Raw genomic sequence first — 14,346 nt, forward strand, 5'->3', positions numbered from 1 at the left:
TTTTGTATGTCTGATATTTTAGATTCCGATAATTCAGGATTAAGCGAAGATAATGACCGAATTATTCAGACTGACCTAAGAAATGAGATGTCTCGTTCATACCTTGAGTATGCAATGAGCGTTATAGTTGGTCGCGCTCTTCCAGATGCAAGAGATGGATTAAAACCTGTTCACAGAAGAATTCTTTATGCAATGTATGAACTTGGTTTGACTAGCGGTAGACCATATAGAAAATGTGCAAGAGTTGTTGGAGAAGTACTTGGTAAATACCACCCTCATGGCGATACTGCTGTTTATGATGCTTTGGTTAGGATGGCCCAGGATTTCTCTATGAGGATGCCACTCATAGATGGCCATGGGAACTTTGGTTCTGTTGATAACGACCCTCCAGCAGCAATGAGATATACAGAATCTCGTTTACAGTCTCTTACGGATGAAAGTTTATTAGAGGATATTGAATCTGAAACTGTGGATTTCGCTGATAATTTTGACGGTTCACAGCAAGAGCCAACAGTTTTACCTGCTAGGATCCCTCAACTACTTCTAAATGGATCATCAGGAATAGCAGTAGGAATGGCAACTAATATTCCACCTCATAACTTAGGGGAATTAATTAATGGCCTTAAATCAATAATCAATAACCCTTCAATTGAAGATAGAGAACTTTTTGAAATAATTAAGGGCCCTGATTTTCCGACAGGTGGTCAAATCTTAGGCAGAGACGGTATTAGAGAAACTTTCAAAACAGGAAGGGGGTCAATAACCATGAGAGGAGTAGCAAATATTGAGCAAATTAAATCCATTGGAAGAGCAGAGAAAGATGCAGTAATAATTACCGAGTTGCCATTTCAAACCAATAAAGCAGCATTGATAGAAAGAATTGCTGACTTAGTTAATGAAAAAAAATTAGAAGGTATTTCTGACATTAGAGATGAAAGTGATCGAGATGGGATGAGGATAGTTATTGAACTAAAAAGAGATGCCTACCCACAAGTAGTTTTAAATAATTTATTTAAGTTAACACCTCTTCAAAATAACTTTAGTGCAAATATCCTTGCTTTAGTAAAAGGAGAGCCCACAACACTTTCACTCAGAAAAATGTTAGATGTATTTTTAGATTTTAGGGTTGAGACAATAAGGCGGAGAACAGCATTTTTATTAAAAAAGGCAGAAGAAAGAGATCATATTGTAAAGGGTCTTTTATTGGCATTAGATGCTATGGATGAAATTATAAATCTAATAAGATCTGCGAAAGATTCAATTTCAGCCCGTGAAAAATTACAAAACGACCATAAATTATCTTCTATACAGGCAGATGCTATTCTACAAATGCAGTTAAGAAGATTAACAGCACTAGAAGCAGATAAAATAAAGGGTGAACATAATGATTTAACCCAAAAAATCAACCTATATCAGCAAATATTAAATAGTAAAGAAAGAATTTTTGAAATTATTCTTGAAGAACTTAATAAAATCGATGAAAGATTCTCTTCTCCAAGGAAAACAGAAATATTAGATTTAGGCGGCGGACTAGATGATATTGATCTCATAGCTAATGAAAGATCTGTAGTGCTATTAACTGAAGCAGGTTATTTAAAAAGAATGCCTGTTAATGATTTTGAATCTACCAGTCGTGGTTCGAGGGGTAAAGCTGGCACAAAAACCAAAGAAGATGATGATGTGAAATTATTTATAAGCTGTAACGATCATGATACTCTTTTGCTTTTCAGTGATAAAGGAGTAGCTTATGCTCTCCCTGCATATCGGGTTCCTATGAGTAGCAGAACAGCAAAAGGGACTCCATCGGTTCAACTTCTCCCAATTCCAAGAGAAGAGAAAATAACCTCAATCGTTGCTGTGGATTCTTTTGTTGACGATAGTTATTTATTAATGCTAACCAAAGCTGGCTTTATAAAAAGAACTGCACTTTCTGCTTTCTCAAAAATTCGTTCAAATGGACTAATAGCAATTAATCTTGAGGATGGAGATGCCCTAACCTGGGTCAGACTATCAAAAGAAGGTGATAGTGTTTTAATTGGATCAAAAACAGGAATGGCAATTCATTTCAGACTAGATATCAATGAATTAAGACCACTTGGTAGAACAGCAAGAGGGGTAAAATCAATGAACTTGAGAGAGGGAGACAATCTAGTTTCTATGGATGTTTTAACATCTAATTTGGCTGATCAATTGGCTAAAATTGAGTATCCGAAAGAAGATCTTGATGATAATGTTGAGGAAAACTCTTCAGATGGTCCATGGGTATTAATAGCCAGTGCATTTGGACTAGGAAAGAGAGTACCTGTAGCTCAGTTTAGATTACAAAAAAGAGCAGGCATGGGTTTGAGAGCAATAAAATTTAGAATTAAATATGATCAGCTGGTTAGTTTGAAGGTCCTTGGAGAGGGAGAAGAATTACTACTTGTGACCGAAAAAGGCGTAATAGTAAGAACAAATGCAGATCAAATCTCTCAGCAATCCAGAGCAGCTACAGGAGTAAAATTACAAAGATTAGATGATGGTGATCATTTATCTGAAGTAGTATTGGTACCTCGTGAACAAATAGAGGAAGAAGACCAACCTAGCTCAGTTGAACAAAATTAAAAGCCTTATGGTTAGCTAAATAATATGGAAATACTTGATATTTTAATTTTAGGTTCAGGTCCTGCAGCATTATGTTTAGCCTCAGAATTAGCAAAGCAGGATCTTAAAATTAAAGGAATATCAACAAAATCTCCAAATCAAAAATGGGAGAATACATATGGTATCTGGGCATCTGAATTAGAAGAATTAGGGTTAGAGAACTTGTTATCTCATCGATGGTGTAAAACAGTTAGTTTTTTTGGAGATGGGGAAAATAAAAAAGGGGATACTCCGACAAAGCATAACTACGATTATGGTTTGATAAATCAGGAAGCCTTTCAAAATGAGCTTTTAAAAAAATGTAAAGGGATTGAATGGTTGAATGAAACAGCAACAGACATTAAAGAAAAAAATAAACTATCTGAGGTAATTTGTTTTTCAGGTCTCAAAATAAAGGCGAGATTAGTTATTGATGCAAGTGGTCATAAAAGTAATTTTGTAAAAAGACCAGTTCAAAATGAAATCGCTCAACAAGCTGCTTACGGAATTGTAGGTAAATTTACATCACCACCTGTTAATAAAGAACAATTTGTCCTAATGGATTTTCGTCCAAATCATTTAAACAATGAAGAAAAGTTATCATCTCCTTCCTTTCTTTATGCAATGGATCTTGGCAACGAGACTTTTTTTGTTGAAGAAACTTCATTAGCTAGTTACCCTGCATTAACCCAAGAAAATCTTAAAAAAAGACTTTATAAAAGACTTAAGAGCAAAGGTATTGAGGTAAGTGAAATTTTTCATGAAGAGAATTGCCTTTTCCCTATGAATTTACCCCTCCCATTTAAAAAACAATTTGTACTTGGTTTCGGAGGGGCTGCAAGTATGGTTCATCCTGCATCAGGATACATGGTTGGATCCTTATTAAGAAGGGCTCCACTCCTTGCACAAAAATTAGCACTCTTTTTAAAAGAACCTCATCTTAGTTCACTAGAGTTAGCTTCAAAAGGTTGGGAAATCCTATGGCCTTACGAGTTAACACAAAGGCATAAACTTTACCAATACGGTCTAAGAAGATTGATGAGTTTTGACGAAAGTAGATTAAGAAGCTTTTTCTCAAATTTCTTTAGATTATCAACCAATGAATGGGTAGGTTTTCTTACTAATACACTTCCACTTCCAAAACTAATTTACGTGATGAGTAAGATGTTTATAAATTCACCCCTAAAAGTAAAACTAGGGATGCTCAAGTTAAATTAGTATTTTTATTTTCGCCAATCATCAATATTTATATTTGGGAAGACATTATCCTCTTCCTCAATATCTTCAAGAAATTTGAAGTTAATATTAGAGTGATTTTTAATCATTTCAACCAATTTCCAGAACCTGAATAAGTGTCTTTCTATTCTCTCTTTTGCGAGCTCAGTTGTGGTTCCAGCTCTTAGAATAAAACTCCAATCAGAAGACTCAGAAAGAAGTAGTTCTCTAGCAGCTTGATTGAAGAGTCTTAGAGATAAATCATTATTAAAATTTTCCAAGCACAAATCTACAAATGTTGAGCCTGCTTTTGTAATTTCTGGAACGATCCATGCATTTGCATCATTAATCCAGTAATTATGGTAACCCCCTTGCCCCCAGCTTGATGGCGATGGATCGCAAATCTGAAGATTTGGTTTTTGAATTAAGAATTCTTTTAAATTTGTAAGCTTAATTGAATATTTATTAGAGTTCTTAAGTATATTTTCAATAAAAAAAGGTCCCTCATACCACCAATGACCAAATAACTCTGCATCAAATGGAGCCACCAATAAAGGCTTAAAGGAAGAGGATAAAGTCAATTTTTCTAGCTGTTTGGATCTCGCGAGAAGATAGGCGTCAGCATGTTCTGCCGCTTTATTTTTGGCTTCATTTTCAAGGTAAAACTCTTTTTCCCCTAAAGATATATTTTCATCTGTAATCTTATGAAACTTTAAACCCAAAGGTCTTTTTGTCGAAATACCCTTCTTCTGGAGCTTTGAGAGAGGTAATTCCCACCCCAGATCTTTATGAAATTCCCTATAAACTTTGTCGCCCGGAAATCCTTCCTTAGCAGACCAAACGGGCAATGTTGACTCACTATCTCTCCCAAAAAATGCCACTCCTTTTTTCGAGCATATTGGGGCATACACACCATATCTAGGTCTTGGTGTCGAGTTTAGAATCCCGTGTCCATCTAAGATCGTATATCTAATTCCAGAATTAAATAGTATTTCATCTAAACCCTCATAATATGCGCATTCAGGTAACCAAATACCTAGAGGCTTTGTTTCAAAAATATTTTCATGGCTCCTAATAGCCGTATTAATTTGTCCTTTGATAGTTTCAGGATTCTCCCTTAGAATTGGTAAATATCCATGAGTGGCAGCACAAGTGAGAATATCCAAATTTCCAGAGTTATTTAATACCTTAAACTTCTCAATTAAATTTCCAGAGCAATTTTCCCAATATAGGTATTTATCATTAAGATTTTTAATTAAAAATGCAGAGGCATTTTTTTCTTTTAGCGGCAGTTCGTTTAAGAAATCATTCCTTGTTTTAATCCAGCTTGGGAAAGTTTCTTGAATTTGTATATTATTTAAGAGTGATAATAATGTTGGAGACAAACTAATAGTAAGCTTTGTATTTTCAGGATTTTCTTTTTTGGAAGATTCTATTGATTGAAGTAGCGGTATATAACATTCCAGAATCGCCTGAAATAACCAATCCTCTTCTAAGGAGTTTATTTCATTTTTTCTGACATAAGGTAGATGAGCATGTAAAACTATCGCTAACTGACCTAAAACATTTTTTGGGGGGTATCGCCCATTCATACTTTTTATAATTTATGTCAGAAAATTCTATAAAAAATCAAAATTAAAATTTTATAAAAGGAAGCTTTGATCATAAAAGAATACTTTAATAATTTAAATATTTCATTTTTTTCTTTAGAATTTTAACCAATATTATTTAAGTTATAAATTTGCAGCAAATTTTTTTAAATTAAATCTAGTCAATTTTTTTTAATTAGCTTAATATAAGGCTAGTATCATTCATCTTATGTCAAAAAATCCTGGAAGAATTTTGATATTTGATACAACTCTTCGAGATGGAGAGCAATCTCCTGGTGCAAGTTTAAATCTTGAAGAAAAACTTGCCATAGCTCATCAATTAGCAAGATTAGGGGTAGATGTTATTGAAGCTGGATTCCCTTTCGCAAGTCCAGGAGATTTTAAAGCTGTTAATAAAATTGCCAGTGCCGTTGGGAAAGAGCATGGGCCTACAATATGTGGTTTAGCTAGAGCGTCTAAAGGAGATATAAAAGCATGTTACGAAGCAGTAAGTCCAGCTCCCAAGAAAAGAATACATACTTTTATTGCTACAAGTGATATTCATCTTAAACATAAACTTAAAAAATCCAGAAAAGATGTTCTTCAAATAGTCCCAGAAATGGTTAATTATGCCAAATCATTGGTTGATGATATTGAGTTTTCTTGTGAAGATGCCTCAAGGAGTGATCCTGATTTTTTATACGAAGTGATTCAACTAGCAATTTCTGCAGGAGCGACAACAATCAATATCCCCGATACTGTTGGATTTACAACTCCAAGTGAATTTGGCAACCTAATTGCCGATATAAATAAAAATGTTCCAAATATTGATGAGGCAGTAATCTCGGTTCATGGTCATAATGATCTGGGTTTAGCAGTAGCCAATTTTCTTGAAGCTGTAAAAAATGGTGCAAGGCAACTAGAGTGTACTATAAATGGAATTGGTGAAAGAGCCGGGAATGCCTCTTTAGAAGAATTGGTCATGGCTCTACATGTTAGGAAAAGTTTTTTTAATAGTTTTTTCAAAAGAAATCCAGATTCACCAACTCCTCTTACAGCTATAAGAACAGAAGAAATAACAAAAACCTCAAGACTTGTTTCCAACCTAACTGGAATGACTGTACAACCTAATAAAGCAATTGTGGGAGCTAACGCTTTTGCACATGAGTCAGGCATTCATCAGGATGGTGTTTTAAAAAATAGACTAACTTACGAAATTATCGATGCAAAAACTGTTGGTTTGAGTGACAACAAAATATCTTTGGGGAAACTTAGTGGAAGAAGTGCAGTTAGAGCAAGATTAGAAGAAATGGGATATGATTTGAGTCGAGAAGATTTAAATGATGCTTTTGCCCGTTTTAAGGATTTAGCAGACAGGAAAAGAGAAATTACTGATAGAGACTTAGAAGCAATTGTTAGTGAACAAGTTCAACTCCCAGAAGCTAAATTTCAATTAAGTCTTGTACAAGTAAGTTGCGGTAACGCATCTAAACCTACTGCCACCATTTCGCTTTTAAATACAGAAGATAATACTGAGGATACGGCTGTATCAATAGGGACAGGACCCGTTGACGCTGTATGCGAGGCTTTAAATAAATTAGCTAAAGTTCCTAATGAATTAATTGAATTTTCTGTTAAGTCAGTAACAGAAGGAATTGATGCTTTGGGCGAAGTGACAATAAGAATAAGAAGGGATAATAAAATATATTCTGGTCATTCTGCTGATACGGATGTTGTTGTTGCTGCAGCGAATGCTTACATTAATGCCTTAAATAGGCTTGTATTTTCTGAGAAAAAAAATTCAATTCATCCACAATTTGATAATTTAGAAAATTCTAATAATACATATATATCTAATCCTGCAAATTAAATTATTTCTTAGGATTATTAAGTGTCATTAAAAAATAGTCTCTTAATACTGTAGATTAAATTTATAGTTAAAGCAGCAAATAATGAGAGAAAGGTTACTTGGATATTGGGCGCTTTCGTGGGTTGGTTTAATCAGCAACATAATTGCACTTCCAATAATCGCATTAATAATTAGTTATGGGCCTCCACTAAAAGTTGCAAATATAACTCTTGCCATAAGTCTTGGATGGCCTGCTGCTATTGTTGGAATAGTTTCTTCAGCGGCTCTTTTAGCTGAGAGAAAATGGGGAGTAACTTTAACTCTAGTTTCTCTATCAATGGTAATTTCTGGTATGGGTCCTTATTCAGTTGTAAGACTTATAACTCTTCAAGACATTTTTGGAATTGGTGGGTTTACTCTTTTAACAACATTATTAAGTACGTTAGCTCTTCTATATTGGTGCAATCCAAAACATCGTAGAAGTATTAGGCTTTAAATTTAAATTAAGAAAAAGTATTATTCTTGCTAGTTGGATATTGAATTCTTCTATGTCTAATTCTTTTCCACACATTCAAGAACGACCTTTTTATTAAAAAAATTTCTCCCTTCGATAAATTACTATTATCTAATTGGCCATCTATTTGACGTGAGAAGATAATTTTAGATATTGTTTCCAAAGCTTCTTTATCAGATGCATTAATATTCATAGCTCTTAGTGCTGCTTCACATCCATCTGCAAGCATTAAAATAGCCGTTTCTTTTGACTGTGGAATAGGGCCTTTATATCTAAAATAATTTTCATTAATGACTAGATTTTTTTCTTTAGCTTTTTGAAAAAAATATCCCATTTTTAGAGTGCCTTGATGTTCTGGAATAAAATTAGCAATCAGTTTAGGCAATCTATTTTTCCTTGCATACTTCAATCCTTCATCAACATGTGCCTGTAATACTTCTGCACTTTTAATAGGATCGTCTATTTCATCATGAGGATTCTTTGAACCATCTTGATTTTCAATAAACCAACTTGGTGCATGCAATTTGCCAACATCATGATAAAGCGCACCAGTTTTAATTAGATCAATATCACCACCAATCATTCTTGTTGCTTCCTCTGCTAAACCACATATAAGTAAGGTGTGTTCAAAAGTACCGGGGGCTTCAAGAGATAATCTTCTAATGAGAGGTTTCTCTTTATCAGCCAATTCGAGTAATCTTGCTTTAGTTAACAATCCAAAAATCGATTCAAAAATAGGTATAAATAAAATGGTAAAAAGCATTACTATTGCTAACAAAAGAGAATCTGAAAATATATTGTCGTTAGCAAAAACAAATTCTTGTTTTTCAATAAAAGAAATTTTATCTTTACCTATAAATATCCATTGACTAAACAAAGCGCCAATAGGAACAAAAATTGATAGTTGAAGTAACTGAGCTCTACTTCTTATTCTCCCTCCAAGAAGAGATACTACTGAAGCGCAAACTAATAAAATAAAAAATAAATTGTTGTTGAAAGAAACTTCTGGTTCAGGCCAACTAATGCTTGCTATTGATACCCAAACTAAAGCCGTTATGCTTCCCATTCCTTGAGATATTATTAACGCTGGTGGAATAATTAAAGATAATGGACTTATGGTTGCAGCCAAGGCTAATTTCGAAACCTGCACTGCCAAAAGAAGAGTTACGATTAAGATGATTTGTCTTGAGGAAAGTGTAGGATTTTCTTTTTTTGATACTAAGATCAAAATCCAGGAACCAACAAATGCTTCAGTAAAGGTCAAAATCCAGGAAAATATATTTGAAATATTTAAAGGGGAAGTAAGAAGTAACTTATAAGAAGAAGTTATTGAAATTAAAATGCATATTAAAAAAATTATTAGATTATCAATTTTTGAAATTTTAGTTGGTTGTTTTACGGGAACTTGACTCCTCTTCCACAGATAAAACAATTTTTTTAAAGTAGATGTGATGTTTTGCACAGAATATGATTAAATCTATTTGAATAATTTAAAATTATAGGCATCCTAGATGTAAAAAGGAGATCTTTTCATAAATGTCATTAAAATTAGACGGTAAAAAATTATCCCTTGAAATTGAGGAGAGATTAAATGAATATATTTCTAGTAATAAAGAAATTGCAAAAAGAGCTCCTGGTTTAGCTGTGATAAGAATAGGTGAAGACCCAGCAAGTGGTGTTTACGTTAATAATAAGGAAAAAGCATGTTCAAGGGTAGGAATAAAAAGCTTCATATTTCATCTAAAAGATAATATAGAGCAAAAAGAAGTTGAACAATTAATAAACAAACTAAACTTAGACAAGAATATAGATGGAATGTTGCTACAACTTCCCATCCCAAAGAAGTTTGATGAGCAAAAACTAATCAGCCATATTAATCCAAGCAAAGATGTAGATGGATTAAATGAGATAAACATCGGGAAATTAGTGAAAAATGAGCCTGCGATGAGATCATGTACACCAGCAGGAATTATTAATTTATTAAGATCCCAAAATATTAAAATTGAAGGCAAGAAAATTGTTGTTGTAGGAAGAAGTTTGCTTGTTGGGAAACCCCTATCGCTTATGTTGTTGAATCTAAATGGCACGGTAACAATGACTCATTCAAAAACATTAAATTTGAATAAAGTCTGTAGAGAAGCCGACATACTAATTGCGGCTGCAGGAAAACCCAATCTCATAGATTCTAGTTTTGTGAAAGAAGGAGCAATAATAATTGATGTTGGAATACATAGATTAAAAAGTTCCAATAAAAATCAAACCAGATTATGTGGCGATGTATTATTAGAAGATGTCATTTCTAAAGTATTTGCATACACACCTGTACCAGGAGGCGTTGGACCAATGACCGTAACAATGTTACTTGTGAATACTATTTTTAGCTGGCAAAAACAATTTGGTTTATCATCAAATCTTAATGATCTTTTGCCATAAACTCCAAGATGAAAAATTTTTTACTAAAAGGATAAAATGACTAAAGTAATAAATAGCTATGATTTTGAAAAATATCTTAAACAAACAAAAAAGGTTATAGAAGAAGCACTTGATTTTTCCTTGGGCCCTGAGAATCCAGAAATATTAAGAGAATCAATGAGATATTCCCTTTTGGCTGGAGGAAAAAGGATACGTCCAATTTTATGTTTAGCATCTTGCTCACTGGCTGGAGGGGAGCCCTCTCTTGCTGTTCCTACTGCAGTAGCGATAGAAATGATTCATACAATGTCCTTGATACATGATGATCTTCCCGCGATGGATAATGATGACTTAAGGAGAGGAAGACCAACGAATCATAAAGTATATGGGGATGCAGTAGCTATTCTTGCAGGCGATGCTTTATTAACTAGGGCCTTTGAAATGGTCTCTTTAAGAAGCCCTGGAGTAGATCCAAATAGATTATTAAATGTAATTGGCGAATTATCCTTAGTCGCAGGCGCACCAGGCCTAGTCGGGGGACAAGTTGTTGATTTAGAATGCGAAGGCAAAGAAGTCGACCTTGATACTCTCGAATATATTCATCTTCATAAGACTGGGGCTTTATTGAAGGCTTGTGTAAGAACAGGCGCGATGATCGCAGGCGCTAACGAAAAACTTTTACAAGCTCTTACAACATATGCAGAGGGAATTGGTTTGGCCTTCCAAATAATTGATGATATTCTTGATTTAACTTCAAGTAGTGAAAAGCTTGGTAAAACTGCTGGTAAAGATCTTTTAGCCGACAAAACTACTTACCCTAAATTACTTGGTATGGAGGAGTCAAAGAAAAGAGCATTTGATTTAGTTGAAAAAGCAAAAAAAGCAATTGAACCTTGGGGGGCAGATGCAAATCATTTAATATCATTAGCCGACTTTATTACAAACAGAGATAGATAAATAGTTTTAGTTCATGGCTGAGTTTTTTACCTTTTTTAATAATTCAGTTCTTTTCTGGAGCTTATTATCATGTTTACTAGCTCAATTTTTTAAAATTGTATTCAATTTCTTTTCAACTGGAAAGATCAGGTTTGGAATAATGTTCGAGACTGGTGGTATGCCTTCAAGCCATTCGGCCTTAATAACTGGTGCTGCATCTGGTGTAGGTTATGAATTGGGATTTGATAGCTCAATATTTGCATTATCAGTTGCTGTAGCACTAATAGTTATGTATGACGCTAGTGGTGTTCGAAAATCAGCTGGTATTCAAGCTGTAGAAATCAATAAACTATCAAAAAAACTAGACCCTAAATCTGAATTACTTTTAAAAGAAAACTTGGGCCATACAAAAATTGAAGTCATAGTGGGAAGTTTTTTAGGACCATTAATTACTTTGCCTGGTATGTTTTTTTTAGGTTCACCTCTAAAAATATTTGATTTGATAATAAATTAAGAACCCTTTTAAAAACTAATTTGGGTTGCATCTATAAAGTTTTTTGCGACTTTTGGAGAACTTGGCAAATGTAAGTGAATCCAACTTGCATGCAATTTTTGATCAAAAAAACCTTCATTTTTATATTCAGTTTCCCAAGATTTAATTTTCCATGGGGAAGAAAGTTTCATATGATGCTCAGCTTTTCTTAAATCAAGTTCAGATAAATTATTTTCAATTTCCCAATAATGAAATTCATGTCCTCTAATTAATTGATTTTGTCTAATGATCGGAGTGTCTTTTAGACCTTCAATATATCTATAACCTACTGTGAGCTTACTTTTTTTTGATCTAAAAGGAAGGATCCCACTCATTTTATGATTATTACCACTTTCATCTTTTATAAAGTCTCCTAAAATCATCATCCCTCCGCACTCAGCATATATAAATCCATTTTCGCGGAATTTCCTTAACGAATTTAAGCTTTTTTTAGAGTTACTTATATGCTCAGCATATTTTTCAGGGAACCCCCCAGGAATAATTAAAGAAGAAGCCTCGTTGGGTATCTCTTCATCATCATAAATACTCCATGAAATCAATGGAATACCTACGTCACTCAAAAACTCCTTAGTTTCGGGGTATTGAAAATGAAAGATTTTATCTTCTGCAATTGCAATAGGTTTACTTTTTTCAATTTTAAAGTCTTCAAAACTAGCAGAATTAAAAATTTTCTTTTGAGGAGATTTCAGGAATTTAATAAGAGAAAATAAATCAAGATTTCTTTCCGCATAATTAGCAAAATATTCAATATCAATTTGTTTCCCATTATCCAATGGAGAAATTAAACCTAAATTAGATTTGTTTAAAGTTATTTTTGAATCGGACGGCAAAAAACCAAGAATTTCGATATCTTCATTTTTAAAAACTTCTTCAATTAATTTTTTATGTCTATCAGAATTAACGTTATTGAAAATAATCCCTGCTATTGACAATTCACTATCAAAATCTTTAAAACCTCTAACAGTCGCTAAAAGAGAAGCTACTTGACCTCTAGCATTAACAATAAAAATTACTGGAGCATTGAGAAGTTTAGATATATTTGCTGTGCTTGAATAGGTTGTTGCTCCTAACCCATCAAATAGACCCATTGCTCCTTCAATTAATGAGAATTCATATTTCAAAGAATGTTTAAAAAAACTTTCTTGAACCCATTCCTCACCATTTAAAAAAATATCTAAATTTCTACAAATAGGTTGGCCAATGGAGCTAAGTTGTTGTTGATCAAGATAATCTGGGCCAACCTTGAAAGTTTGTATCTTTATACCTTTTGAAAACGCCCAACAAGATATCAAAAGGGATAATGTAGTTTTCCCACTATCAGTTGAAGGAGAAGATATTACACAAGGCATTTATTAGTTTTTAAAACCATTAAATATTTGAAGAGCTATTTTAATAGAATTTTCAAAAAGAGGGCTTGTATTACCTCTACTACTACCCAATAATTTACTAACGTCATACTCTGATGAAGAAAAAGAATTTGGAACAACTTGCTCTATTAATTCCATATTAGCCATTCCCCCTGCTTCAAGTCTCATACATTCCACTGATTCACAGCCAAGTATTACACAAGTGTTATTTTTTTGAACCTCACTAATTCTTGAAATCAACCTCAATCCAATCACTTGTCCTGAATGAATACTTGGATTCCCCAAAGATAAAGGATTAATTGACGCAGAAATTATTTCGCCATTAATTCTTTCAAACTCTATTTTTGTTGATTCTGTACCCCTTTCAACTCTTAGAAAAGACCAACCAAGTTTATCGCTAATCCATGAGATCAAAAACAAAGCTTGAATCATATGATCCCCTGCGATATCAATATCAACATCAGTAATATGATCTAATATTGGTCTTCTCGAAGGCGGATCAAAAATCATTGCCAATGATTCCCTCCAATTTTTCAACCTAACCCAATTTAAATCATTAATAGCTTTGTCTGAATTATTTAATTGATCTAAAACTTTTAAACATCTGTATGGTGATCCAAGAGCAGTATCAATTATTAACCTTAGACCATAATTAGTAAAATATTCGAAGATTTCAGGTGATTCATCCAAGCTTCCATTCCACCACAACCATGAAGGTAATTCCTCAATAGATAATTCATCAATTATTTTTAATCCTTTATTGGATATTGAGGCTGAGTCTCCCCTAATAACGACTAAATCCCCACAGATAGGTTGCATAGCTGGAGTATCACTTAATGGACAGTAAGCGGATACAAAAGTTTTGATATCTGAATTTTTATTTAACGTTGGCGCTAGAGTTATTAATCTTCTTGGATTCAATGTACTTATTGATGATTCAAAAAATTGTCCTCTAAAGTCTTCAAAGTCTTTATTAGATAAATTTTCCTTCAATAAATTCAATAATTCTTCACTATTAAGGGATGTAGAGATTGGGAGTCCCTCATCTAATATGAACTTTTTAGCAACTTCAATTATCTCAGGACTTAAATTTCCAGTAATTGGTCCATTTAATAATCCTTTTTGAACCAAACATTGTTCTAGCCAAGCAGGCTGCCAGATCATTAGTGTAAAAGTATTAGCGCCAGTATTATCACTATCTTCTGAAACCCATAATTTATTAAGGTAATTAGAAATCTCCTCATAAGGCAGCTCTAGCGGGGTTTGGAGTGTAAGTTGAGGTTTCATTT

The 14,346-nt window shown here is 33.5% G+C and carries 11 protein-coding genes; 7 read left to right on the top strand and 4 right to left on the bottom strand.

Annotated features, from left to right (window positions below):
* Positions 1-6: 6 nt before the first annotated feature.
* Positions 7-2,604 (top strand): DNA gyrase subunit A, encoded by a 2,598-nt coding sequence (gene gyrA / locus SIB45_RS08485; protein ID WP_011863120.1) that lies wholly within the window; start codon positions 7-9, stop codon positions 2,602-2,604.
* A 24-nt stretch (positions 2,605-2,628) separates the two neighbouring features.
* On the top strand, positions 2,629-3,840 hold the full coding sequence (crtL, locus tag SIB45_RS08490) for a lycopene beta cyclase (protein ID WP_011863121.1): 1,212 nt from the start codon (positions 2,629-2,631) through the stop codon (positions 3,838-3,840).
* 5 nt (positions 3,841-3,845) lie between these two features.
* Here crtL and SIB45_RS08495 read toward each other — a convergent pair whose 3' ends face one another.
* Positions 3,846-5,429 (bottom strand): glycoside hydrolase family 57 protein, encoded by a 1,584-nt coding sequence (locus SIB45_RS08495; RefSeq protein ID WP_011863122.1) that lies wholly within the window; start codon positions 5,427-5,429, stop codon positions 3,846-3,848.
* 226 nt (positions 5,430-5,655) lie between these two features.
* Here SIB45_RS08495 and SIB45_RS08500 point away from each other — a divergent pair, with 226 nt between their 5' ends.
* Positions 5,656-7,296 carry a 2-isopropylmalate synthase gene (locus SIB45_RS08500; RefSeq protein WP_011863123.1) on the top strand — a complete coding sequence of 547 codons (1,641 nt, stop codon included), beginning with the start codon at positions 5,656-5,658 and terminating at the stop codon, positions 7,294-7,296.
* Between the two features lie 82 nt (positions 7,297-7,378).
* Positions 7,379-7,771 carry a hypothetical protein gene (locus SIB45_RS08505; protein WP_011863124.1) on the top strand — a complete coding sequence of 131 codons (393 nt, stop codon included), beginning with the start codon at positions 7,379-7,381 and terminating at the stop codon, positions 7,769-7,771.
* Between the two features lie 7 nt (positions 7,772-7,778).
* On the opposite strand, the gene SIB45_RS08510 is transcribed toward SIB45_RS08505, so the two are convergent.
* On the bottom strand, positions 7,779-9,251 hold the full coding sequence (locus SIB45_RS08510) for an HDIG domain-containing metalloprotein (protein ID WP_011863125.1): 1,473 nt from the start codon (positions 9,249-9,251) through the stop codon (positions 7,779-7,781).
* A 74-nt stretch (positions 9,252-9,325) separates the two neighbouring features.
* On the opposite strand from SIB45_RS08510, the gene folD reads away from it, so the two are divergent.
* Genes folD through SIB45_RS08525 form a run of 3 tightly spaced genes read left to right on the top strand, consistent with a single transcriptional unit; the run spans position 9,326 to position 11,651 of the window.
* A complete protein-coding gene (gene folD / locus SIB45_RS08515) occupies positions 9,326-10,222 on the top strand; it encodes a bifunctional methylenetetrahydrofolate dehydrogenase/methenyltetrahydrofolate cyclohydrolase FolD (protein WP_011863126.1) in 897 nt (298 codons plus the stop codon).
* A gap of 36 nt (positions 10,223-10,258) precedes the next feature.
* Complete coding sequence (crtE, locus tag SIB45_RS08520) at positions 10,259-11,158, top strand: geranylgeranyl diphosphate synthase CrtE (RefSeq protein WP_011863127.1); 900 nt, start codon at positions 10,259-10,261, stop codon at positions 11,156-11,158.
* A 13-nt stretch (positions 11,159-11,171) separates the two neighbouring features.
* The gene (locus SIB45_RS08525; protein ID WP_041484699.1) at positions 11,172-11,651 is read left to right on the top strand and encodes a divergent PAP2 family protein; all 480 of its coding nucleotides are present in this window, start codon (positions 11,172-11,174) and stop codon (positions 11,649-11,651) included.
* Positions 11,652-11,659: 8 nt separating this feature from the next.
* Here the strand turns inward: SIB45_RS08525 and SIB45_RS08530 are convergent, their stop codons facing one another.
* On the bottom strand, positions 11,660-13,039 hold the full coding sequence (locus SIB45_RS08530) for a cobyrinate a,c-diamide synthase (protein WP_011863129.1): 1,380 nt from the start codon (positions 13,037-13,039) through the stop codon (positions 11,660-11,662).
* 3 nt (positions 13,040-13,042) lie between these two features.
* Positions 13,043-14,344, bottom strand: coding sequence for a glucose-6-phosphate dehydrogenase assembly protein OpcA (locus SIB45_RS08535; RefSeq protein ID WP_011863131.1), 1,302 nt, complete (start codon positions 14,342-14,344; stop codon positions 13,043-13,045).
* Positions 14,345-14,346: the final 2 nt, after the last annotated feature.

The organism is Prochlorococcus sp. MIT 1304, assembly GCF_047305015.1.
Lineage (GTDB): Bacteria > Cyanobacteriota > Cyanobacteriia > PCC-6307 > Cyanobiaceae > Prochlorococcus_A > Prochlorococcus_A marinus_E.

Excerpts from the sequence above, each read along its gene's own strand:
- SIB45_RS08535 (WP_011863131.1), bottom strand. The coding sequence starts at position 14,344 with ATGAAACCTCAACTTACACTCCAAACCCCGCTAGAGCTGCCTTATGAG.
- folD (WP_011863126.1), top strand. The coding sequence starts at position 9,326 with ATGTCATTAAAATTAGACGGTAAAAAATTATCCCTTGAAATTGAGGAG.
- SIB45_RS08495 (WP_011863122.1), bottom strand. The coding sequence starts at position 5,429 with ATGAATGGGCGATACCCCCCAAAAAATGTTTTAGGTCAGTTAGCGATA.
- crtL (WP_011863121.1), top strand. The coding sequence starts at position 2,629 with ATGGAAATACTTGATATTTTAATTTTAGGTTCAGGTCCTGCAGCATTA.
- gyrA (WP_011863120.1), top strand. The coding sequence starts at position 7 with ATGTCTGATATTTTAGATTCCGATAATTCAGGATTAAGCGAAGATAAT.
- SIB45_RS08505 (WP_011863124.1), top strand. The coding sequence starts at position 7,379 with ATGAGAGAAAGGTTACTTGGATATTGGGCGCTTTCGTGGGTTGGTTTA.
- SIB45_RS08525 (WP_041484699.1), top strand. The coding sequence starts at position 11,172 with ATGGCTGAGTTTTTTACCTTTTTTAATAATTCAGTTCTTTTCTGGAGC.
- crtE (WP_011863127.1), top strand. The coding sequence starts at position 10,259 with ATGACTAAAGTAATAAATAGCTATGATTTTGAAAAATATCTTAAACAA.
- SIB45_RS08530 (WP_011863129.1), bottom strand. The coding sequence starts at position 13,039 with ATGCCTTGTGTAATATCTTCTCCTTCAACTGATAGTGGGAAAACTACA.
- SIB45_RS08500 (WP_011863123.1), top strand. The coding sequence starts at position 5,656 with ATGTCAAAAAATCCTGGAAGAATTTTGATATTTGATACAACTCTTCGA.